This window comes from Janthinobacterium glycogeni (assembly GCF_051380725.1).
GTDB lineage: Bacteria > Pseudomonadota > Gammaproteobacteria > Burkholderiales > Burkholderiaceae_D > Janthinobacterium.
This window is the reverse complement of record NZ_JBNYXP010000002.1, coordinates 366343-389431: the sequence shown is the minus strand read 5'-3', so window position 1 is coordinate 389431 and position 23089 is coordinate 366343. Positions and strand designations below refer to the sequence as shown.

Annotated in this window: 20 protein-coding genes; 7 read left to right on the top strand and 13 right to left on the bottom strand. The window is 63.8% G+C overall.

Annotated elements, in window-relative coordinates; translation table 11 throughout:
- The first annotated feature begins 11 nt into the window (after positions 1–11).
- From ACQ4W4_RS07335 to ACQ4W4_RS07315, 5 genes are all read left to right on the top strand, one after another.
- On the top strand, positions 12–1472 hold the full coding sequence (locus ACQ4W4_RS07335; protein WP_436541404.1) for an aspartate aminotransferase family protein: 1461 nt from the start codon (positions 12–14) through the stop codon (positions 1470–1472).
- A gap of 137 nt (positions 1473–1609) precedes the next feature.
- Positions 1610–2758, top strand: a complete 1149-nt coding sequence (locus ACQ4W4_RS07330; protein ID WP_436541403.1) for an ABC transporter ATP-binding protein — start codon at positions 1610–1612, stop codon at positions 2756–2758.
- A 7-nt stretch (positions 2759–2765) separates the two neighbouring features.
- A complete protein-coding gene (locus ACQ4W4_RS07325; protein WP_436541402.1) occupies positions 2766–3695 on the top strand; it encodes an ABC transporter permease subunit in 930 nt (309 codons plus the stop codon).
- Complete coding sequence (locus ACQ4W4_RS07320) at positions 3692–4543, top strand: ABC transporter permease (RefSeq protein WP_436541401.1); 852 nt, start codon at positions 3692–3694, stop codon at positions 4541–4543. Before ACQ4W4_RS07325 ends, ACQ4W4_RS07320 begins: the two co-directional genes overlap by 4 nt.
- A 30-nt stretch (positions 4544–4573) precedes the next feature.
- A complete protein-coding gene (locus ACQ4W4_RS07315; protein ID WP_436541400.1) occupies positions 4574–6061 on the top strand; it encodes an aldehyde dehydrogenase in 1488 nt (495 codons plus the stop codon).
- A gap of 112 nt (positions 6062–6173) precedes the next feature.
- Here ACQ4W4_RS07315 and panB read toward each other — a convergent pair whose 3' ends face one another.
- The 6 genes from panB to ACQ4W4_RS07285 all read right to left on the bottom strand — a co-directional run bounded on the left by panB (position 6174) and on the right by ACQ4W4_RS07285 (position 11504).
- Entirely contained in the window at positions 6174–7049 is an 876-nt protein-coding gene (gene panB / locus ACQ4W4_RS07310) for a 3-methyl-2-oxobutanoate hydroxymethyltransferase (RefSeq protein WP_230501826.1), read from the bottom strand.
- A 108-nt stretch (positions 7050–7157) separates the two neighbouring features.
- Positions 7158–7634, bottom strand: coding sequence for a 2-amino-4-hydroxy-6-hydroxymethyldihydropteridine diphosphokinase (gene folK / locus ACQ4W4_RS07305; RefSeq protein ID WP_436541399.1), 477 nt, complete (start codon positions 7632–7634; stop codon positions 7158–7160).
- Entirely contained in the window at positions 7634–9013 is a 1380-nt protein-coding gene (gene pcnB / locus ACQ4W4_RS07300; protein ID WP_436541398.1) for a polynucleotide adenylyltransferase PcnB, read from the bottom strand. Before pcnB ends, folK begins: the two co-directional genes overlap by 1 nt.
- Positions 9006–9677 (bottom strand): histidinol-phosphatase, encoded by a 672-nt coding sequence (locus tag ACQ4W4_RS07295; RefSeq protein ID WP_436541547.1) that lies wholly within the window; start codon positions 9675–9677, stop codon positions 9006–9008. Before ACQ4W4_RS07295 ends, pcnB begins: the two co-directional genes overlap by 8 nt.
- The gene (gene hda / locus ACQ4W4_RS07290; RefSeq protein WP_230539092.1) at positions 9677–10345 is read right to left on the bottom strand and encodes a DnaA regulatory inactivator Hda; all 669 of its coding nucleotides are present in this window, start codon (positions 10343–10345) and stop codon (positions 9677–9679) included. The genes ACQ4W4_RS07295 and hda overlap by 1 nt, the downstream gene beginning before the upstream one ends.
- Positions 10346–10421: 76 nt before the next feature.
- On the bottom strand, positions 10422–11504 hold the full coding sequence (locus tag ACQ4W4_RS07285) for an AI-2E family transporter (RefSeq protein ID WP_436541397.1): 1083 nt from the start codon (positions 11502–11504) through the stop codon (positions 10422–10424).
- Between the two features lie 188 nt (positions 11505–11692).
- Here ACQ4W4_RS07285 and purM point away from each other — a divergent pair, with 188 nt between their 5' ends.
- Positions 11693–12736 (top strand): phosphoribosylformylglycinamidine cyclo-ligase, encoded by a 1044-nt coding sequence (purM, locus tag ACQ4W4_RS07280; protein ID WP_070220403.1) that lies wholly within the window; start codon positions 11693–11695, stop codon positions 12734–12736.
- 185 nt (positions 12737–12921) lie between these two features.
- Here the strand turns inward: purM and ACQ4W4_RS07275 are convergent, their stop codons facing one another.
- Together ACQ4W4_RS07275 and ACQ4W4_RS07270 are read right to left on the bottom strand one after the other, a co-directional pair.
- Entirely contained in the window at positions 12922–14253 is a 1332-nt protein-coding gene (locus ACQ4W4_RS07275) for an MFS transporter (RefSeq protein WP_436541396.1), read from the bottom strand.
- A 124-nt stretch (positions 14254–14377) separates the two neighbouring features.
- Complete coding sequence (locus ACQ4W4_RS07270) at positions 14378–15994, bottom strand: GMC family oxidoreductase (protein WP_436541395.1); 1617 nt, start codon at positions 15992–15994, stop codon at positions 14378–14380.
- 163 nt (positions 15995–16157) lie between these two features.
- Here ACQ4W4_RS07270 and ACQ4W4_RS07265 point away from each other — a divergent pair, with 163 nt between their 5' ends.
- Positions 16158–17006, top strand: coding sequence for an IclR family transcriptional regulator (locus ACQ4W4_RS07265; RefSeq protein WP_436541394.1), 849 nt, complete (start codon positions 16158–16160; stop codon positions 17004–17006).
- Here ACQ4W4_RS07265 and ACQ4W4_RS07260 read toward each other — a convergent pair.
- The 5 genes from ACQ4W4_RS07260 to ACQ4W4_RS07240 form a co-directional block, all read right to left on the bottom strand.
- Positions 17003–18229, bottom strand: a complete 1227-nt coding sequence (locus ACQ4W4_RS07260; RefSeq protein ID WP_436541393.1) for a 6-phosphofructokinase — start codon at positions 18227–18229, stop codon at positions 17003–17005. The two genes, ACQ4W4_RS07265 and ACQ4W4_RS07260, sit on opposite strands and share 4 nt — an antisense overlap.
- 110 nt (positions 18230–18339) lie before the next feature.
- Positions 18340–20388: a sodium:solute symporter family protein gene (locus ACQ4W4_RS07255; protein ID WP_436541392.1), complete on the bottom strand. Its 2049-nt coding sequence runs from the start codon at positions 20386–20388 to the stop codon at positions 18340–18342.
- Positions 20385–20699, bottom strand: coding sequence for a DUF4212 domain-containing protein (locus tag ACQ4W4_RS07250; protein WP_436541391.1), 315 nt, complete (start codon positions 20697–20699; stop codon positions 20385–20387). The genes ACQ4W4_RS07255 and ACQ4W4_RS07250 overlap by 4 nt, the downstream gene beginning before the upstream one ends.
- Positions 20692–22230 carry a sensor histidine kinase gene (locus tag ACQ4W4_RS07245; protein WP_436541390.1) on the bottom strand — a complete coding sequence of 513 codons (1539 nt, stop codon included), beginning with the start codon at positions 22228–22230 and terminating at the stop codon, positions 20692–20694. Before ACQ4W4_RS07245 ends, ACQ4W4_RS07250 begins: the two co-directional genes overlap by 8 nt.
- Positions 22227–22961 carry a response regulator gene (locus tag ACQ4W4_RS07240; protein WP_436541389.1) on the bottom strand — a complete coding sequence of 245 codons (735 nt, stop codon included), beginning with the start codon at positions 22959–22961 and terminating at the stop codon, positions 22227–22229. Before ACQ4W4_RS07240 ends, ACQ4W4_RS07245 begins: the two co-directional genes overlap by 4 nt.
- Positions 22962–23089 lie beyond the last annotated feature (128 nt).

Below are 23089 nucleotides of genomic sequence, written 5' to 3'. Positions count from 1 at the left end.
AAAGGATCGCAATGAGCACATCCAACAATCCGCTGGCGCCGAGCGCCGCTTTTGTCGCCTCCGTGGCGCAGAAAAACGCGGCGCCGCAGGTGTATGACACGGCCGCCATCCAGCAGATGGACTCGGCCCACTACCTGCATCCGTTCACCGATTTCCAGGACCTGGCCAGCAAGGGCGCGCGCGTGATCGTGCGCGGCGACGGCATCTACCTGTGGGATAGCCAGGGCAAAAAAATCGTCGACGGCATGTCGGGCCTGTGGTGCGTCAACGTGGGCTACGGCCGCACGTCGATCTCGCAAGCCGTGTACAAGCAGATGGAGACGCTGCCCTTCTATAACAGCTTCTTTGGCACGACCAACGTGCCGGCCGCGCAGTTGGCGGCCAAGCTGGCGCAGATCTCGCCGCCGCAGTTTCAGCACGTGTTCTTCACCAGTTCCGGCTCGGAAGGCAACGACACGAACTTGCGCATGGTGCGCCGTTACTGGGATATCCTCGGCTACAAGGAGCGTCACACCATCATCAGCCGCCACAACGCGTATCACGGCAGCACGGTGGCGGGAGCATCGCTGGGCGGCATGGACGGCATGCATGCGCAGGGCGGCTTGCCGATACCGGGCATCGCGCATATCGGCCAGCCCAATTACCTGGAATCGGGCCACGGCTTGTCTCCGGAAGCCTTCGGCTTGAAAGCGGCCGGCTGGCTGGAAGACAAAATTCTGGAAATCGGCGCCGACAAGGTGGCCGCCTTCATCGGCGAGCCGGTACAGGGCGCCGGCGGCGTCATCATCCCGCCCTCCACCTACTGGCCCGAGATCCAGCGCATCTGCGACAAGTATGGCATCTTGCTCATCGCCGATGAAGTCATCTGCGGCTTCGGTAGGCTGGGGCGCTGGTTCGGCTCCGAGCTGTTCGGCATCAAGCCCGACCTGATCACGTTTGCCAAGGGCGTCACCTCGGGCTATGTGCCGCTGGGCGGCGTGCTGGTGGGCGACAGGGTGGCCAAGGTATTGATCGAGCAGGGCGGCGAATTCACGCACGGTTTCACGTATTCGGGCCACCCCGTCGCCTGTGCTGCCGCGCTGGAAAACATCCGCATCATCGAGGAAGAACAATTGGTGGCCAAGGTGGCCGACGACACGGGACCGTACCTGAAGCAGTGCTTTGCCAGCCTGGGCGAGCATCCGCTGGTGGGGTACGCGGACAGCTGCGGCCTGGTCGCGGGCCTGAACCTGGTGCGCAAGAAGGGCGCCACCGTGCACGACAACGAGCTGTTCGACGAGGACCAGGGCGTGGGCATGATCTGCCGCGGCCACATGTTCGACAACGGCGTCATCATGCGCGCCGTGGGCGAGCGTATGATTGTCGCGCCGCCGCTGGTGATGACGCGCGCGCAGATCGATGAAATGGTGGGCTTGATACGGGTGTGCCTCGACAAGACCCATGCGGACGTGAAAGCGAAGGGCTGGGTGTAGGTTTTTGCCCCATTTTGCCGCCATCTGCGCATTTTTTGGACCAGAATCGCGGCAGTTCCGCTAAACTTCCATCCTGGCCGCTCTTTGTAGCGGCCAGTTTTTCATTTTGACACCCTCTTACCCAGAAGCTACCCACAATGACGATAGCAACACCAGCCGCGTCGGCCAGCGACGCCCCAGCGCCTTTCTTGCTGATTGATCAATTGGTCAAGGAATTCGATGGCGTGCGCGCCGTCAATGATATTTCCGTGACGATCAACAAGGGCGAGATTTTCGCCCTGCTGGGCAGTTCAGGTTGCGGCAAGTCGACCCTGCTGCGCATGCTGGCCGGCTTCGAGACGCCGACGTCGGGGCGCATCGCCCTGGCGGGCAACAGCATCGTCGATGTGCCGCCGCACCAGCGGCCCATCAACATGATGTTCCAGTCGTACGCGCTGTTCCCGCACCTGTCCGTGTGGGACAACATCGCCTTCGGCCTGCGCCGCGACGGCTTGCCGAAAGCGGAAGTGGCGGCGCGGGTCGAGCAGATGCTGGCGCTGGTGCAGCTGGGCCAATACGCGAAGCGCAAGCCGCACCAGCTGTCGGGCGGCCAGCAGCAGCGCGTGGCGCTGGCGCGCAGCCTGGCCAAGCGGCCGCAGTTGCTGCTGCTCGACGAGCCGCTGGGCGCGCTCGATAAAAAACTGCGCGAGCGCACGCAGATGGAACTGGTCAACATCATCGAGCAGGTGGGCGTCACCTGCGTGATGGTCACGCACGACCAGGACGAGGCCATGAGCATGGCCACGCGCATCGCCGTCATGAGCGAAGGGCGCATCCTGCAGGTGGGCGCGCCCGGCGAAATCTATGAGACGCCGAATTGCCGCTTCGTCGCCGACTTCATCGGCAGCGTCAACCTGTTCGACGGCCGCATCACGGAAGACGAACCCGATCACGTGGTCATCGACACGCCCGACGGTCGCCAGTATGTTGCGCACGGCATCACGGGCAATCTGGGCATGGATGTCTCGGTGGCCGTGCGCCCCGAAAAGATCGGCATCCAGATCGCGCCGCCCGCCCTGGAAGAGCGGGCGTCACCAAAGGAACACGGCTACAACTGCGCCCAGGGCGTGATCGTCGCCATGGCATACTTTGGCAATGAAACCAGCTACCACGTGCGCCTCGACAGCGGCACGGTGGTGAAAGTCTCGCGCACCAACGCGGCCCGCCACGACGCCGCGCGCCTCGAGCGCGAACAGCGCGTGTGGGTGTGGTGGGATGGCGCCGACATCGTCGTGCTGACCAGCTGAGGCCACCATGACGTCCATTTTGCAATCGCTGCGCAAGCTCGTCACCCTGCGTTGGGTCACCGGGCGCAACGCCGTCATCGCCGTGCCGTCGCTGTTCCTGACGGCCGCTTTTCTCATTCCCTTCCTGATCGTGCTGCGCATCAGCCTGTCCGACATGGACACGGCGGGCAGCCCGTTCGGCGGCTTGCTGTCGTATGTCGACGGCATCGTCGTGCTGAAGGTCAAAATCGCCAACTATCTGTTCATCGCCGCCGATGAACTGTATCTGCTCACCTACCTCAGTTCCATCAAGTACGCGGCCATCACGACGGCCATTTGCCTGTGCATCGGCTACCCGTTTGCCTACTTCATGGCGCGCGCCAGGCCGTCGATCCGCCCCGTGCTGATGATGCTGGTGATGCTGCCGTTCTGGACCTCGTTCCTGCTGCGCGTGTATGCGTGGAAGGGCATCCTGGCCAATCACGGCCTGCTCAACGACCTGCTGCTCGCGCTGGGCGTGGTGAGCGAACCGCTGCACATGATGAACACCTCGTTTTCGCTGGTGGTCGGCATGGTGTACGCCTACCTGCCCTTCATGATCCTGCCCCTGTACGCGAACCTGGTGAAAATGGACATGCGCTATCTGGAAGCGGCGGCCGACCTGGGCGCCACGCCCCTGCAGGCGTTCTGGCGCATCACGGTGCCCCTGTCGAAGTCGGGCATCATCGCCGGCGCCATGCTGGTGTTCATTCCGTCCGTGGGCGAATACGTGATCCCCGAGCTGCTGGGCGGACCGGAAACGCTGATGATCGGCCGCGTGCTGTGGGATGAGTATTTCACCAATAACGACTGGGCCATGGCTTCGTCGGTGACGGTGCTGGTGGTCCTGCTGATCCTCGTGCCGATGGCGATCTTTAACAAATACAAGATGGACCAGGACGCGGAGGAGCGCACATGAACGGACGTACCTTTTTGCAGCGCTGGTTCGGCCGCGGCTGGCTCTCGCTCGGCTACCTGTTCCTCTACCTGCCCATCATCGTGCTGATCGTCTTCTCGTTCAACAGCTCGCGCCAGGACATGGTGTGGAGCGGCTTTTCGCTGCGCTGGTACCGCGAGCTGATGGGCGATGCGGAAATCATCTCGGGCTTCGGCCTGTCATTAAAAATCGCCTTCATGTCGGCGACGTCTTCCGTCATCCTCGGCACCTTCGCCGCCTTCGCCTTGAACAGCTACCAGCGCTTCCGCGGCCGCACGCTGTTTTCCGCCATGGTCAGCGCGCCTCTGGTGATGCCGGAAGTGATCATCGGCCTGTCCCTGCTGCTGATGCTGGTATCCATGCAAAAGGTCTTCGGTTTCCCCGAACGGGGTGTGCTGACCATCTGGCTCGGCCACACCTTGCTGGGCATGGCATATGCGGCCGTGGTGGTGCAGTCGCGCCTGCAGGAGATGAGCAAGTCCCTGGCCGAAGCGGCCATGGACCTCGGTTGCCGCGCGCACCAGGTATTCTTCCTCGTGACTCTGCCGAACATCACGCAGGCGCTGGCCTCGGCCTGGCTGCTGACATTCACGCTGTCGCTCGACGATGTGGTGCTGTCGGCCTTCCTGTCCGGCCCCGGTTCGACGACGATGCCGCTGGTGATTTTCTCGCGCGCGCGCCTGGGGCTCGATCCGCGCGTCAATGCCATCGCCGCGCTGACCATCCTCGTCGTGACGATTGCCGTGATCGCGTATGCCGTGATGCTGGCGCGCGCCGACCGCAGGCGCCGCAAGCAACTGTCTGCGGCCTATTCGGCGGATCAGGAGTAAGCTGGCGTTTTCACCTTGCAGGAGACGACCATGACGGAAAACACCAGCTGGCACGCACGTGCCGCAGAGATCACGATCGATGGACGCGCCGTCATCAACGGCGAGCGTGCCTGGGCCAGGTCCGGCCAGACCTTCGACAATCTGTCGCCCATCGACGGGCGCCTGCTGGGGCAGGTGGCGCGCTGCGACGGCGCCGACGTAGAGGCGGCCGTGCAGGCCGCGCGCGCCGCTTTCGACGACCGCCGCTGGGCGGGCAAGTCGCCGGCGCAGCGCAAGCGCACATTGATCAAGTTCGCCGACCTGGTGCAGAAATACGGTCCCGAGCTGGCCCTGCTGGAAACGCTGGACATGGGCAAACCGATCAAGTACAGCCAGAGCGTGGACGTGGGCGCCACGGCCAACTGCCTGCGCTGGTATGGCGAGGCGATCGACAAGGTCTACGATGAAATCGCCCCCACTCCCGCCAACAGCCTGGCCCTGATCACGCGCGAACCGGTGGGCGTCGTCGCCGCCATCGTGCCGTGGAATTACCCGATGATCATGGCCGCCTGGAAGATCGCGCCGGCCCTCGCGGCCGGCAACAGCGTGATCTTGAAACCGTCTGAAAAATCGCCGCTGACGGCCCTGCGCCTGGCCGACATCGCGCTCGAAGCGGGCGTGCCGCCCGGCGTCTTCAACGTGCTGCCCGGCTACGGCCACGAGGCGGGCGCCGCGCTGGCGCTGCACATGGATGTCGATTGCATCGGCTTTACGGGTTCCACGCGCACGGGAAAATTGATCGTGCAGATGGCGGGCCAGTCGAATCTGAAACGGGCGTGGACGGAGCTGGGCGGCAAGTCCGCCAACATCGTCTGCGCCGATTGCCCGGATATGGACAAGGCCGTGGCGGCCGCCGTCGGCTCCATCTTCTTCAACCAGGGCGAAAGCTGCAACGCGCCCTCGCGCCTGTTCGTGGAAGAATCGATCAAGGAGGAATTCCTGACCAAGGCGCTGGCCATGCTGCCCCGCTTCCAGCCGGGCGACCCGCTTGACGAAGCCACCGTCATGGGCGCCATCGTCGACGCCACGCAGATGAATACGGTGATGGGCTATATCGCGGCCGGCAAGAGCGAAGGCGCGCAGCTGCTCGGTGGCGGCGAGGCCGTGCGGGCGGAGACGGGCGGCTATTACGTGCAGCCGACCATCTTCGGCGTGGACGCGGGCATGACGATCGCGCGCGAAGAGATCTTCGGGCCTGTCCTGTCGGTGCTGGGCTTTACGGATGTCGCCGAGGCCATCAAGCAGGCCAACGCCACGCCGTACGGCTTGCAGGCGGCCGTGTGGACGTCCGACATCAGCAAGGCGATTCAGACGGCGCGCGCCTTGCGCGCCGGCACCGTGCACGTCAACCAGTACGACGGCGACGACATCACCGTGCCGTTCGGCGGCTACAAGCAGTCAGGCAATGGGCGCGACAAGTCCTTGCACGCGCTGGATAAATACACGGAGCTGAAGACGACGTGGATACAGGTGGGGTAGTGAGAATTGTTGGCGTTAAGCCGGGGTCAGACCCGTCGGGTCTGACCCCAGATTTGGCAGTTACAGGCCTGCTTAGCGCGCAGCGCGTAAGCCGACGTAAAACAAACCTACGTCAGAAGCAGTGTTCCAGCGCCGGGAAGCTGCCATCCTTGACGGCTTTGACATAGCCGGTGACGGCGTCGTCGATGCTGGCAGCGCCTTCCATGAAGTTGCGCACGAAGCGCGCCTTGCGGCCTGGGAACACGCCCAGCATGTCGTGCATGACGAGCACCTGGCCCGAGCAGTCGGGACCGGCGCCGATGCCGATGGTGGGGATCGTCAGCATGTCGGTCACTTCCTTGCCCAGCTGCGACGGCATCGCTTCCATCAGCACGATGGCGGCGCCCGCGTTTTGCAGCACCAGCGCGTCGTTCTTCAGTTCGGCGGCGCTTTCCGTGCTCTTGCCCTGTACCTTATAGCCGCCCAGCTGGTGCACGAATTGCGGCGTCAGGCCGATGTGGGCGCAGATGGGGATGCCGCGCTCGGTGAGGAAACGGACGGTCTCGGCCAGCCAGGCGCCGCCTTCGATCTTGATCATGTGCGCGCCCGCCTGCATCAGGATGACGGCGTTGGCGTAAGCCGTTTCAGGCGTGCCGTACGCGCCGAACGGCAGGTCGGACAGGATCATGGCCGACTTGCTGCCGCGCGCGACGGAAGCCGTGTGGTAGGCCAGTTCGGCCACGGTGACGGGCAGGGTGGAGTTCAGGCCGTTGCAGACCATGCCGAGCGAATCGCCGATCAGCAGGATCTCCACGCCGCAGCGGTCCATCAGCGACGCAAAGCTGGCGTCATAGCAGGTCAGCATGGTGATCTTTTCGCCGGCGGCGCGCAGCGTGGCCAGGGTATGGATGGTCACGGCCTTGTTGGCGACAGGCTTGGATGGCGCCGGCGCCGGTGTGGCGGCCTTGTCTTTTGCGGCCAGATCTGTTCCTTGCAAATAAGCGGACATAGGTATTCTCTAGAGTGAAAGGGGGGTTATGCTATTGCGACGCCGCTAGTGTAGTACTTTATATGGCGGCGTGCAGGGGCGGCATTGTAGAGCAATGCCGCGTGGCGCTCAGAGCTGGCTGATGGCCTGGTCTGCCACGCCCGCCAGGTAGCTCTGTGCCGGGCCGAGGCCGGGCACGGCGATGGCTGGCGCCAGGGCCAGCAGCGGCACCAGCACGAAGGCGCGCTCGGTGATGCGCGGATGGGGTACCGTCAGGGTGGCGCTGGCGATCTGTGCATCGCCGTACAGCAGCAAGTCCAGGTCCAGGGTGCGTGGGGCGTTGCGGTAAGGCCGCTCGCGCCCGTGCGCCGCCTCGATGGCGTGCAGGGCCTGCAGCAATTCCTCCGCCGGCAGGGTGGTCGCGATGCGCGCCACGGCGTTGATGTAGTCGTCGCCGCTCGCATCGATGGGCGCCGTGCGGTAGCTGGCCGAAGCGTCCACGAGGGATGCGCCGGGCAGGCGCGCCAGGCGCGCGATGGCATCCTGCACATTGGCGCGCGCGTCGCCCAGGTTGGCGCCGATGCCGATGTAAGCGATAACTGACATTATTCGCCGCTGCTGCTGCCGGTGGTGGTGCTTCCGCCGCCGGTATTCGATTTGCTGCGCGTACTGCGGCGCGGCGGGCGCTTCTTCTTGACGGCGCCCGGCGCGGCATTGGCGCTGACGAGCAGCGCTTCACGCGTTTCCTCGTCGCCTTCATAAAAGGCCGTCCACCATTCGCCGATGTCCGTGTCGATCTCGCCCGAGGCGCAGCGCAGCAGCAGGAAGTCGTAGCCGGCGCGGAAGCGCAGGTGCTCGAGCAGCTTGTACGGCGCCTTGCCGACGCGGCGCTCGAAGCGCGGCTGCATCGACCAGATGTCGCGCATGTCGGAACCGATCTTGCGCTGCAAGGCCAGTTTTTCCGTCTGCGAATCGAGCACGTCGTCGGCCGCCAGGTGCAGCGCGGGAATCGTCGATTCGCCGGCGGCGCGGTAGGCCGTCCATTTTTCCAGCACCTGGTGCCACAGCAGCGAGGCGAACAAAAAGCCCGGCGAGACGGTCTTGCCGGCGGCGATGCGGGCGTCCGTGGCGTCCAGCGCCAGGGTGACGAATTTGGCGCCCAGCGGCTGTTCCAGCACCACGTCGAGCAGCGGCAGCAGGCCATGATGCAAGCCTTCCTTGCGCAGCTGCTGCAGGCAGGCCAGCGCATGACCGCTCATCAGCAGTTTCAGCATCTCGTCGAACACGCGCGGCGCGGGCACGTTGTTGATCAGCGGCGCCATGACGGGAATCGGCGCGGCCGTGTGCGGCTCGATGGTGAATTTCAGCTTGGCGGCGAAGCGCACCACGCGCAGCATGCGCACGGGGTCTTCGCGGTAGCGCTCTTCCGGCTTGCCGATCATGCGCAGGGTCTTGGCGCGGATGTCTTCCACGCCGCCGTGGTAATCGAGCACTTCCTGCGTGGCCGGGTTGTAGTACATGGCGTTGATGGTGAAGTCGCGGCGCAGCGCGTCTTCGTGCTGCAAACCGAAGGTGTTGTCGCGCAGGACGCGGCCATGTTCATCCTTGGGCGCGGAATCGGCGCCGGCGCCGCGGAAGGTCGTCACTTCCAGCAAATCCTGGCCGAACATCACGTGCACGATCTGGAAGCGCTTGCCGATGATGAAGGCGCGGCGGAACAGGCGCTTGACCTGTTCCGGCGTGGCGTTGGTGGCGATGTCGAAGTCTTTCGGCTTCACGCCCAGCAGCAGGTCGCGCACGGCGCCGCCGACGACAAAGGCCTCGAAGCCCGCTTCCTGCAGGCTGCTGGTGACGCGAATGGCATTCGACGACACCAGTTTCGGGTCGATTCCGTGTTGCGCAGGACCGAGCACGACGGGTGCCGTGGTGTCGCGCGCTGCCTCTTTTTTAACGCCGAGGATCTTGCGGATGAATTTTTTAATCATTGAATAAGTGGAGTGATGGCCAGCCGTGGAGGGATGCGTGTGCGCTCAAAGCGGTGTTGGGATTGGTCGCGACCGGGTGGGTCACGACCGACAGCAGGGGAATATCGTTGTGCGAATCGCTGTAAAAATAGCTGCGCTCGAACTGCCCCAGTTCCTTGCCCATTTTTTCCAGCCAGGCATGGGTGTGGGTCAGCTTGCCCGCGCCCAGCGTGGGCGTGCCCAGCAGCTTGCCCGTGACATTGCCTTGAGTGTCATATTCGGGCATGGCGGCCAGCAGGTGCTCGACGCCGAGCGCATCGGCGATGGGTTTGGTGATGAAATGGTTGGTGGCCGTGACGATGGCCAGCAGGTCGCCCGCGTCCTGGTGCTGTTTCAGCAGGGCCACGACTTCCGGGCGGATGGCCGGCAAGACCACTTCTGCCATGAATTGCTTGTGCAGCGCTTCCAGGCGTTCGCGCGGGAATTGCGCCAGGGTGCCCAGCGAAAATTCCAGGTATTCCACGGGATCGAGCGTGCCGGCCTGGTATTGCGCGAAAAATTCGTCGTTGCGGCGGGTGAATTCGGCGGCGTCCACGGCACCGATGCGTACCAGGAATTCGCCCCACTCGTGATCCGAGTCGATGGGCAGCAGGGTGTGGTCGAGGTCAAACAGGGCCAGATTCATCATTCTTTCGCTTCCGCCTGCAGCAACTCGCGCAACAATGGCAAGGTGATCGGGCGTTGGGTTTCAAGGGAGTAGAGGTCGAGAGAGTCCAGCATCGTCGACAGCGAACGCATGTCGCGCCGGAAATGGGACAGCAGATAGGGTAACACGCCAGGCGACAAGGTCAAGCCGCGGGTGGTGGCCGCCTGGGTCAGGGCGGCGATTTTTTCATCGTCCGTCAAGCCGTGGATCTGGTAGATCAGGCCCCAGCCCATGCGCGTGCGCAAGTCTTCGCGCACGGGCAGCACGGCCGGCGGCACGGCGCCGCTGCAGACCATGAACGCCTGGTTGGCGCGGATTTCATTGAACAGGGCAAAGGCGTCGATCTGCGCCAGCGGCGACAGCTTTTCGCAGTCGTCGAGCAGGTACAAATCCACGTCGGGCGAATACACGAATTCGGACTCGATCGAGAACGGCGAAATGTAGCGCGCGCGCTCGGTGCTGGCCAGGGCCTTGAGCAGGTGGCTCTTGCCGGCGGCCAGTTCGCCCCACAGGTAGGCAAAATGTTCGCGCGAAGTGCGCGCGGCGAACTGGCGCATCAGCTGCGCCACTTCGGCATTCTGTCCCACCTCGAAGGTATCGAGGCTGTGCGCCTGGTCTGTGCCTAAATCGAGCACCAGTTGTTTCATGGCGTACGCCTTGTCCTGTTTTTCATTACTGCATGTGCATCGTGGTATTGCTAGGTTGATATGATATCCGCTTTTACTAGGTATTATAGAAGCTGCTGGAGAGGTAGTGGCGTCTTAGATGCTTAAAAGCGACCATCAGGACGGCAGAAGCGGGTAAAGCAAGTAAAACGCCGACGAAACCGAACAGTTGCCCGAACGCTAATAGGGCGAAGATCACGGCCAGCGGGTTCAAGCCGATGCGCTCGCCCACCAGACGCGGCGTGAGGAAAAAGCCTTCGATGACCTGGCCGCAGCCATAGATGACGGCCACGGCGATGACGCCGCTCCAGTCGGCAAACTGCAGCAGGGCGGCGATCAGCGCCAGCATCAGGCCCAGGCCGAAGCCCAGGTAGGGGATGAACACCAGCAAGCCCGTGATGATGCCCACAGGCAATGCCACTTCAAAACCGGCGATGGCCAGCGCCACCGAGTAATACGTGGCCAGCACCAGCATGACGAGCAACTGGCCGCGCAGATATTGCGCCAGCAGGGTGTCGACCTCCTGCGCCATGCCCACCGTGCGGCCGACCCAGCGGCGCGGCACGGCACCGGCGATGCGCGCCAGCATCGGATGCCAGTCCAGCAACAGGTAGAACAGCACCACGGGAATCAAGACCACGGTGGCCAGCCAGCCCAGCACGGCCGTGCCGCCGGTGCGGGCCGAGGCGAGTACCGTGCTCCAGATTTCATCGCCGCTGGTGGCCATCTGCTGGCTCAGCATGCGCTTGATGCCCGTGCCGTCGAGGCGCACGCGGATGCCCAGGTCGCGCAGTTTCGGCGCCAGGAACTCGTTCGCCTTGCTCAGGAATTGCGGAATTTGCGCCTGCAGCAGCGGGATTTCCTTTTGCAGCACTGGCACGACGATCAGCACGAGTGCCGTAATGGAGAGGAAAAACAACACTACGATGACCAGCACGGCCAGCGGACGGGGCACGTAAAAGCGCTGGTAATGCACGCGCTGCAAGCGGTCGACGCCGGGATTGAGCACGTAGGCGAGGATGGCGGCGGCCAGGAAGGGCGTCAGGATGGGGCCCAGGCTGACGAGCAGCAGCAAGAATGCCAGCCAGACCGCGATCCAAAATGCTGTTTGCTTCTGTTCGGCGGTGATGGCGAATGGCATGGAGTTTGTGCTGTTGCGTTAAAAAAAGGCAGTTAATTACGAAATGGCGGGGCAGTTTGATAAAATAGCGTCTTGATCGACCGAATTCACCCGCTGGCGCCCTGCCGCACGATGTTGAAAAACATGCTTGCGCGCGCGTGCCGGGGGGTATCCGCCTTCTATTTTACCGCCTCCGCTGCCACCACACCATGAACCAGACTTCTAATGTTTCCCTTTCCTACCGTGACGCTGGCGTCGATATCGACGCAGGTGACGCTTTAGTCGAAGCAATCAAGCCGTTTGCCAAGCGCACCCTGCGCGAAGGCGTGATGGGCGGCCTGGGCGGTTTTGGCGCCATGTTTGAAATCAGCAAGAAGTACAAGGAACCGGTGCTGGTCTCGGGCACCGACGGCGTGGGCACGAAATTGCGTCTGGCGTTCGAACTGAACCGCCATGACACGGTCGGCATCGACCTGGTCGCCATGAGCGTCAACGACATCCTGGTGCAAGGCGCCGAACCGCTGTTCTTCCTCGACTACTTCGCCTGCGGCAAGCTGGACGTGGCCATTGCCACCGACGTCATCAAGGGCATCGCCCAGGGTTGCGAACAAGCGGGCTGCGCGCTGATCGGCGGCGAAACGGCGGAAATGCCGAGCATGTACCCGGCCGGCGAATACGACCTGGCAGGTTTTGCTGTCGGCGCCGTGGAAAAATCGAAAATCATCGACGGCACCAAGATCGCCCCGGGCGACGTGGTGCTGGGCCTGGCCTCGTCGGGCGTGCACTCGAACGGTTATTCGCTGGTGCGCAAGATCATCGAAGTGGCGAAACCGGACCTGGAAGGCGACTTCCACGGCCGTAAACTCGCCGACGTGCTGATGCAGCCGACGCGCATCTACGTCAAGCCGCTGCTGGCACTGATGGACGCCATGGAAGTCAAGGGCATGGTGCACATCACCGGCGGCGGTCTGGTGGAAAACATCCCGCGCGTGCTGCAGCCTGGCCTGGTGGCCGAGCTGGACTCGAAGGCATGGACCATGCCGCCGCTGTTCACGTGGCTGCAACAGCACGGCGGCGTGGCTGACGCCGAAATGCACCGCGTCTTCAACTGCGGCATCGGCATGACCGTCATCGTCGCGCAGGAAAACGCGGACGCCGCCATCGCCCAGTTGCAGGCGGCCGGCGAAACCGTCTCGCGCATCGGCACCATCCGCGCCCGCGTGGGCGACGAGCATCAGACCATCGTTATCTGATCGCACCTGACCAAACCTGCTGCGCGCCGCGCTTTGCGGCCTGCGATGCTCACCGTACTAAAGTACGGTTGCGCTTCTTAGCCACAAATCACTGGCGCTCGCTACGGTTTTGTCAGGCGCTGTGGCATTCGTAAGAAAAAAGCAGGCCTCTTTGAGAGCCTGCTTTTTTTATGCCTGTTGCCAGCTTACCTTGCGTGCGCCGGCTTCATGCGGCCGTCGGGCTGCGAACCGCCCCTGCCGATCATGGCCACGCTGACGGCCGAGACGAGGGAGGCGAACAGGATGTAGCCGACGATGTGCCACGGTTCGCCATTGCCCGTTTTCAGCAGGTAGGTGGCGATGATGGGCGTCAGGCCGCTGGCGAAGATGCCGGAGAACTGGTACACGAAGGAGATGCCCGTGTAGCGTACCTTGGCGTCGAACAGGTCGCAGAACAGGGCCGCTTCCGGGCCGTACACGGCCGAATACAGCACGCCCAGCGGGATGATCACGGAACACCACAGCAGCAGCGGATTGTCGGCGTGATGGAGCATGATCCAGAAGGCGGGAATGGCCGACACACCCGTGATCAATGAACCCCAGAAAAATACCTTGCTGCGGCCGATGCGGTCCGACAGGCGGCCAAAGAAGGGAATGCAGAAGCACATCACGACGGCCGACGCCATCACGCCCATCAGCGCTTCCGTGCGGGCGATCTTGATGGTGTTGGTCAGATAGGTGATGGAAAACACGCCGAAGATATTGAAGAACACGCCGTCGATATAGCGCGCGCCCATGCCCTTCAGCACGTTGCCCGGGTAGCGTTTTAGCAGGTCGAAGAACGGAATCTGCGTCTCCGCATTCTTTTCCTTGACGGCCTGGAATTCCGGCGTTTCCATCACGTTCAAACGTATCCACATGCCGATGAAGACGAGGGCCGCCGACAGGATGAAGGCCACGCGCCAGCCCCACGAGAGGAACTGCGCATCCGTCAGGCTGTACGACAGGATGGCCACCACGCCGGAAGCGAGGCACAGGCCGATGGCCAGGCCGATCTGCGGCAGGCTGGCGTAGAAGCCGCGCTCCTTTGGTGGCGCATATTCATATGCCATCAGCACGGCGCCGCCCCATTCGCCACCGAGGCCGATACCTTGCAGCACGCGTAGGAACAGCAGCAGGCCGGGCGCCCAGTAGCCGATGTGGTCATAGGTGGGCAGCACGCCGATCAGGAAGGTGGAGATGCCCATGATCATCAGGGTCATCACCAGCATGCTCTTGCGGCCGATCTTGTCGCCGAAGTGGCCAAAGATCACGCCGCCGATGGGACGCGACAGGAAGCCCACGGCGAAGGTGCCGTAGGCCAGCATGGTCGAGACGAGCGGATCGCCGCCCGGGAAATACAGTTTGCTGAACACGATGCCGGCCACGACGCCGTATAAAAAGAAGTCGTACCACTCGATGGTGGCGCCGATCACGCTGGCCATCACGACTTTCCGCAGCTCTTGGGCTTTTTTCGGATTGCTGGGATTGTTGTCCATATCTAGTCTCCAATCGATATCGATTATGTGTGTTTTTTGGATGCCTGGCTTGTCGCCGGGTCATTGGAGGCGGGGCCGTCTGCCCGCCGCTGACATCCTCCTTGCCGGGAATGGAATGGGTGGGTCAGGCCGCCTGCGGCAGCCGCACCGCGTCCGCCAGGATCATGTCGGCCGCTTTTTCGGCGATCATGATGGTGGGCGCATTCGTGTTGCCCGAGACGATTTCCGGCATGATCGACGCGTCGACCACGCGCAGGTTCCGCATGCCGTGCACGCGCAGGCGCTCGTCGACGACCGCCATGGCGTCGTGGCCCATCTTGCAGGTGCCGCTCGGGTGGTAGATCGACTGGCTGAAGCGCCGCGCCGCATCCAGCAATTCCTCGTCCGTCTCGAACTGCGGGCCGGGCACGAATTCAGCAATGATGTGCGGCGCCAGCGACGGGGCGGCGGCGATTCTCCGGGCCACGCGCAGGGCGGCAATCGCCGTGCGCTGATCGCGCGGATCGGACAGGTAGTTCGGGTAGATGCCCGGATAGGCAAGGGGATCGGCGGACTTGATCGATACGTGGCCGCGGCTGTGCGGGCGCAGCTGGCACACGGACGACGTGAAGGCGGAAAACGGATGCGCGCCTTCGCCCGGCTTGTCGGCGCTCAGCGGCTGCATGTGGAACTGGATGTCGGGCCGCTCCACCTCGGGCGAGGATTTGGTAAATACCGTCACCTGGCTGGCCGCCAGGGTCAACGGCCCGGAGCGGGAAAAGACATATTGCATGCCCACCCACAGCTTGCCCCACAGGCTGTTGACTTCATCGTTCAGGGTTTTCAGCCGCGTCTTGAAGACGAGGCGGATTTGCAAATGGTCTTGCAGGTTCTGTCCCACGCCGGGCAAGTCGTGCACCAGCGGCACGCCCACGTCCGCCAGCAGGGCGCGCGGACCCACGCCCGAGCATTGCAGGATCTGCGGCGAGCCGATGGCGCCCGCGCATAAAATCACTTCGCCGCTGGCGCGCGCCTGGCGCAGCTGGCCATCCTGCCGGAACTCGATGCCGACGGCGCGCTTGCCTTCGAACAGCACGCGCGTGATCTGCGCGCGCACTTCCACGCGCAGGTTGGCGCGCTTGCGGGCCGGACGCAAAAAGGCTTTCGCCGTGCTCCAGCGCAAGCCCTTGCTGGCCGTCTGCTGGAAGTAGCCGACGCCTTCCTGCGTGGCGCCGTTGTAATCGGCATTGAAAGGGATGCCGCTTTCCGTGGCGCCGGCAATGAAATGCTCGGCGATGGGACGGCGCAGCCGCAGGTCCGACACTTTCAATGGGCCGCCCACGCCGTGGTAATCGCTGGCGCCGCGTTCCTGATCTTCCGATTTTTTAAAGTAAGGCAGCACCTCGGCATAGCTCCAGCCTGCGTTGCCCAGTTCGGCCCAGCGGTCGTAATCCTCTTTCTGTCCGCGCACGTACAGCAAGCCGTTGAGCGAGCTGGAGCCGCCCAGCACTTTGCCGCGCGGCCATTGCAACTGGCGTCCTGCGATGCCGGCATCCGCTTCCGTGCGGTAACACCAGTCCAGCTTGGGGTCGTGCATGGTCTTGAAATAGCCGACCGGCACGTGTATCCAGGGATTGTTGTCCTTGCCGCCCGCTTCCAGCAGCAGCACCTGGTTGCCGCTGTCGTGCGACAGGCGGTTGGCCAGCACGCAGCCGGCGGAACCGGCGCCGACGACGATGTAATCGTAGTGTGTTTGCAACATTGCTCTTGTCTCCTGCGTTGCGGTATCGCACCGCCTCGGCGGGCGTTTTTTGCGATACACTGGTCTTTATTGATTATTTTTGGAACTTCTTGTTCCATTTATAAAAGACGTGCAGCACCGGGACAAGCGGAAACAGCCGCATATGCGAGAGGTGAAACAGAACATGCATGATGCGTTTCAAAAACGGCAGGCCGAGGCCGGAGAAGACGGCTCGGCGGGCGGCGTGGTGGCGGCGAATGCGGCGACCGGCCATGGCGACGAGGCGCGCGGCTTGCGCGTGCTGCGTCTGATCGAGCACCTGGCCAGCGCCAGCCAGCCCTTGACCCTGTCGCAGCTGGCCGCGCGCATGCAGGTGCCCAAGGCCAGCATGATGCGGCTGCTCGATACCCTGGAGCAACATGGCTATGTGCTGCGCACACCCGTGGGACGCGGCTATGTACCGGGCGCCGCTTCCACCAACCTGGCGCTGGCGACCCTGCGCAACAATGCGCTGATTCGCATGAGCCGCAGCATCCTGGGCAGTCTGGTGGCCGTCACGGGCGAGACCTGCAACCTGGCCATTCCCGAGGGCAATGCCATCGTCTACGTGGACCGGGTGGAAACGCAGGAACCGCTGCGCCTGCACCTGGTGCTGGGCACGCGCGCGCCCATGCATTGCACGGCCAGCGGTAAACTCTTCCTCGCGCATATGTCCTTGCTGGAGCGGCGCGAGTTGCTGGCCATGCTAAACCTGCAGGCGCGCACGCCGAAAAGCATCACCGACCCGGCATTGCTGGAACGCGAGATCGTGCGCATCGCCCGGCTGGGCATCGGCATCGACGACGAGGAATTCGTCCACGGCATGGTGGCCGTGGCCGTGCCGATCTGCGCGGCCGACGGGCGCATCGTGGCGGCCGTCGCCTGCCACGCGCCGGTGGCGCGCAAGTCTGTGGAGCAATTGCTGCAACACGTGCCGCAGTTGAAGGAGGCGGCCGTCAAGCTGCGGCCGCTGCTGTTGGCGGAAAACAGCTAGGGTTTGAGCACCTTTGCCACCTTGGCCGCCCGCAGGCGGAAGGCGTCCGGCATGCCGGAACCGAGCAGCGGGCGCAGATACAGGCGGAAAGCGTCCGTCACGTCCGTGCCGCTGGCGCTGATGAATTCGTCTTCCATGGTGCGCGTCTTGCCCGCCACGTCGCTCAGCGGCAGCAACTCGTAATCGACGGAATAAAAGCCCGTGCGTTTGATGGCGACGGAACCGTCGCGCTCGCCCCACATGGCGAACTGCACCGCCTTTTCGCCCACTTCACGGGCTTCGCGCTGGTCCACGTCGGAAACGCAGCCGATGAAGGAGCGCTGCAGATAGCCGAAGGTATCGCCGCGCACGCGCTTGATGCCCAGTTTCGCCTTGATCTCGTCGCACAGCAGGTCGGCCAGCGCGCCCGTGCCGGACAATTGCACGTTGCCGTGCGCATCGCGCTCCACCTCATTGCCCACCTGCCTGGCCAGCAGGCTGGCGATCGGCTCGCCCGACGCGTCGTGGATGCCCTCCGAGACGGCGATCACGCAGCGGCCGTATTTTTCATACGTGGCCTTCACGTCGGCAAGAAATTGCTCCAAAACGAAGACGCGTTCGGGCAGGTAGATCAGGTGCGGGCCGTCGTCGGGGAACTTCTTGCCCAGCGCCGAGGCGGCCGTCAAAAAGCCCGCGTGGCGGCCCATCACCACGCCCACGTAGACGCCGGGCAGGGCCGCGTTGTCGAGGTTGGCGCCGGCGAACGCTTGCGCGACGAAGCGCGCGGCCGAGGGAAAACCGGGCGTGTGATCGCTGCCCACCAGGTCGTTGTCGATGGTTTTCGGGATGTGGATGCAGCGCAGCGGATAGCCGGCCTTGTGCGCCTCCTCGCTGACGATGCGCACCGTGTCGGACGAGTCGTTGCCGCCGATATAAAAGAAGTGCTCGATCTCGTGCGCGCGCAGCACTTCGAAGATTTGGTGGCAGTAGGCGATGTCGGGCTTGTCGCGCGTGGAACCGAGCGCCGAGGATGGCGTGGCCGCCACCAGCTCCAGGTTGTGGCTGGTTTCCTGCGTCAGATCGACAAACTCTTCATTGATGATGCCGCGCACGCCATGCAGGGCGCCGTACACGCGCGTGACATGTTGAAAGCGCCGCGATTCGAGCACCACGCCCACCAGCGACTGGTTGATGACGGCGGTGGGGCCGCCTCCCTGGGCAACAAGAATTTTTCCAGACGGCATGGGATTTCCTCGTAAATGGAACGGCCCTCCAGCCTACTCCTTTTTTAGCGCCATGCTGTCTTTTTCCCCATGCCGCCCAAGGAATTGATCTGGCGGGCCGGCCTGCCTATTCATTCCGGCGCCCGGATATGCTCGACCAGCCCCGTGCTGCGCCGTCCCGGCGCCGGCGTCAGCCAGCTGACCAGGATGGCGGCGGCCAGGCCGGCCGGTACGCCGAAGATGCCGGCGGAGATGGGCGCGATATGAAACCATTGACCGCTGGCATTACCGCCCAGCATGGTGCTCGTGTGCAGCATGTAATACAGGCACACGCCAAAGCCCGTCAGCATGCCTGCCAGCGCGCCCTGGTAATTGGCGCGTTGCCAGAAGACACCGAGCACCAGCGGCGGGAACAGGGTCGAGGCGGCCAGGGAGAAGGCCACGCCCACCAGCGACAAAATGTCCGCCGGCTTTTGCGAAGCGGCATAAGCGGCGATGAAGGCCACGGCCAGCAGCAGCAATTTGGAAATCGTCACGCGCTTTTGCGTCGAGGCGCTGGGATCGACCACCTTGTAATAGATATCGTGCGACAGGGCGTTGGAGATGGCCAGCAGCAAGCCGTCGGCCGTCGACAGGGCGGCAGCCAGGCCGCCGGCCGCCACCAGGCCGGAAATCACGTAGGGCAGTCCGGCGATCTCGGGCGTGGCCAGCACCAGCACGTCGGCGTCGATGGAAATTTCCGCCAACTGCACGATGCCGTCGCGGTTGACGTCGACGATGCTGATCAGGGGACTGAGCTTGTCCACGTTGGCCCAGTACGACACCCAGGTGGGCAGGTTCGCGTATTGCGTGCCGACCAGGGCCGAGTAAATATCGTACTTGACCAGCACGGCCAGCGCGGGAATCGTGAGATAGATCAACAGGATGAAGAACAGGGTCCAGAACACGGAGACGCGCGTTTCGTGCACGGACGGCGTGGTGTACGATCGCATGAGGATGTGGGGCAGGGCGGCCGTGCCCAGCATCATGCAAAACACGAGGGCCAGGAAATTGTTGCGTTTGATATCGGATTGCTCCCGGTCGGCGGCGGGAAACGGCTGCGCGTGCGGAATGATCGGCTCGGCGCGTTTCCGGTTTTGCGCCTGCATCGCCTGCCACAGCACGCGAGCCTCGTCGGGGCTCTTGGGATAGGCGATCAGGGTGCGTTCCGCGTTGCGGATATCGAACAGCGAGGTATTGCGCTGGCGCAAACTGTCGAGCTGGCGCTGGGCCGCCAGGCGGCCTTGTTCCCAGGAGCCGGGCAAGCCGTCGATGCGCGCCTGGTAGCTTTGCGCGCGCTGACGGAAGATGGCGCGCACCTCGTTTTCTTTCGGATCCGTTTCCAGCACGTGTTCGCGCGCGCTCAGTTGCGGCAGCACCTTGCCGTAGGCGATCTGCGGCACGGGATTGTCCGCATGCTTGACCGACAGCCACATGGCGGGAATCAGGAAGGCGACGAGGATGATGATGTACTGCGCCACCTGCGTCCAGGTGATGGCGCGCATGCCGCCGAGAAAGGAGCAGACGAGGATGCTGGCCAGGCCCAGGAAGATGCCGACGGAAAAATCCACGCCCGTGAAGCGCGAGGCGATCAGGCCGACGGCGTAGATCTGCGCCACCACATATGTAAACGACACGATGATGGTGGCGGCCACGGCCACCACGCGCACGCTGGCGCCCCGCTTGTCGGCGCCGCTGCCATAGCGGGCGGCGAGAAAATCGGGAATCGTGTACTGGCTGAACTTGCGCAGGTAGGGGGCGATCAACAGCGCCACCAGGCAATAGCCGCCCGTCCAGCCCATGATGAAGGCCAGGCCGTCGAAGCCGTTCAGGTACAGGCCGCCGGCCAGGCTGATGAAGCTGGCCGCCGAAATCCAGTCGGCGGCCGTGGCCATGCCGTTGAACATGGCCGGCACCCGGCGCCCCGCCACATAGTATTCGGTGACGTTCGAGGTGCGGCTGATGACGCCGATGGTGGCGTACAGGGTGATGGTGACGAGCATGAACAGGTAGCCGATCCACGCGCGCGGCATGCCTTCCTGTTCCAGCACCGACAGGGCCAGCAGGAAGGCGGCGAAACCGGCGGTAAACAGCAGGTAGTAGCGGCACAGGCGCGCAAAGAAGCTGCGCTGGCCGCTCATGCGTGCTCCTCGGCATGGAAATCCCGGTCGAGGCGCCGCATGCGCCAGGCATAGAAGGCGATGATGGCCAGGTACACCAGCGAGGCGCCCTGGGCCGCCATATAGAAGGGCAGGGGCCAGCCGAACAGGTTCAGGTGCAACAGCTCGCGCGCATAGAACACGGTCAGGAAGCCCGTCAGCAGCCAGACCAGCAGCAGGATGGCCGTCAGGCGCCGCGTCTTGCGCCAGTGCACGTCGTGGCGCGCCTGCAGCTCGGGGCCGGGCGTGCGCGCCGGCTGCAGCGGCGCCGCGGGAAGGCTGGGCTTATCCATACGTGATGTCATCCTCTTCTGGCGCTTCCGGCAACAGCAGGGCGATGCTCAGGCGCAGCAAGGTGCCCGGCAGCTTCGGCGACTGCGCGCGCGGATTGTTAAAAATATCGACTTCGGCGCCGTGCTGCTGCGCAATCTCGCGCACGATGGCCAGGCCCAGGCCGCTACCGTCGACATTGCTGCCGAGAATGCGGTAAAAGCGCTCGAACACATGGGCCCGTTCTGCCGGCGCAATGCCGGGCCCCGTATCTTCCACTTCCAGGATGGCCAGTTCCAGGGTGCTGCGCACGCGCACCGTGACGCTGCCGCCGGCCGGCGTGTAGCGCAGGGCATTGTCGATCAGATTGCTCAGCAGCTCGCGCAGCATCATGGCATTGCCGGAAATCATGATCGAATACCCGGGCTGTTCGAAGCCCAGGTCGATATGCTGGGCAAACGAGGCTTGCACCCAGTCCTGCACCACGCCGCGCGCCAGTTCGCTCAGCTCGATCGGTTCGAAGGCCGTGCCTGCCTGTGGCTGGTTTTCCGCGCGCGCCAGGGCCAGCAGCTGGTTGACCAGGCGCGTGGCCGCTTCCGAACTTTTCGCCAGTTGCAGCAGCGAGCGGTGAATCTCGTCGTGGTCGGTCTGGCGCAGGGCCAGCTCCGATTGCATGCGCATGCCGGCCAGCGGCGTCTTCATCTGGTGCGCCGCATCGGCGATGAAGCGCTTCTGCATGTCGATCGACAGCGACAGGCGCGCCAGCATCTCGTTGAGCGAACCGACCAGCGGCGTGATTTCCTCGGGCACCTGGCCCGATTCGATGGGGGAGAGATCGTCGGGCGGCCGGGCGCGTATGCGTTCTTGCAATTGCGCCAGCGGCGACAGCCCGCGCGCCAGGGCGAACCAGACCAGGGCCAGGATCACGGGCAGGATGATGAACTGCGGCAAAATCACGCCCTTGATGATTTCATTGGCTAGCTGGGCGCGTTTTTCCAGCGTCTCGGCCACTTGCACCAGCGCGCGGCTCGGCTCATCGTCGTTGCCGGCAGGAATATCGAGATAGCTGAACGCCACGCGCACGGGCGTGCCGTGGATGGTGTCGTTGCGGAACAGCACCATGCCGCTGCGGTATTTGTCGGGGTCCTGTGGCGGCGGCAAGTCGCGGTCGCCGTCGAGGTATTCGCCGCGCGCACCCACCACCAGGTAATACAGGGTATCGACGTCGTCGCCGCGCAGGAAGTCGCGGCCCTTGTTATTGCTGTTCTTGTCCGGCACGCGGCGCAGCAGCGCGCCGTCGGCCTGCTTGACCTGTTGCGTCAGCACGGTCACGCTGTCTTCCAGCGCATGGTCGAACGGCTGATTGGCGATGCCCTTGGCCACCAGATAGGTGATGGCGATGCTCATCGGCCACAGCAGCAGCAGGGGCGCCAGCATCCAGTCGAGGATTTCGCCGAACAGCGAATGCTCGATGGTGTCGTCCTGCTCCGTCGTGGGCGGCTCGAACCAGTCGTCGTCGTCCGGCTCGTCCGCTGGCGCCTCGCGCGCCTTCACTTGCTGGCGGACCCGCTGGCCGGGGCTGCCGACTCGCCCGCTTCGGCGTTCAGGCGCGCCGCTTCCGAGTATTTTTCCAGGCAATAGCCGAGGCCGCGCACGGTGGCGATGCGCACGCCGCCCACCTCGATCTTCTTGCGCAGGCGGTGCACATACACTTCGATGGCGTTGTTCGACACTTCCTCGCCCCATTCGCACAGGTGGTCGACCAGCTGCTCTTTCGAGACGAGGCGGCCGGTGCGGCCCAGCAGGATTTCCAGCAAGCCCAGTTCGCGCGCCGACAGGTCGAGCATCTGGTCGTTGATGTAGGCGCTGCGTCCCACCTGGTCGTAGCTGAGGGGGCCGTGCTTGATGATGGTGGCGCCGCCGCCGGCGCCGCGGCGCGTCAGGGCGCGCACTCTTGCTTCCAGTTCCGACAAGGCGAACGGCTTGGCCATATAATCATCGGCACCGAGGTCAAGGCCATTTACGCGTTGTTCGATGGAATCGGCGGCCGTCAGGATCAGCACCGGCAGCAGCGAGGCGCGCGCGCGCAGGCGGCGCAGCACTTCCAGGCCGGACATCTTCGGCAGGCCCAGGTCGAGGATCAGCAAGTCGAATTCCTGGGTGGACAGGGCCGTATCGGCCTCCTGCCCGGTCTTGACGTAGTCGATCGCATAACCGGACTGGCGCAGCGAGCGGGTCAGGCCATCGGCCAGCACGCTGTCATCTTCGGCAAGTAAAATACGCATGGTGCACTTCCTATGCTTGCGGCGGTAGAAGCTTGTATTGTGTTTCATTTCCCGCAAGGTGGCGAGTTTTTGTGAGAAACCAGGCTTGTATTGATCTGTTTCAAAACAAATCCACGTTCCGCTTGCAT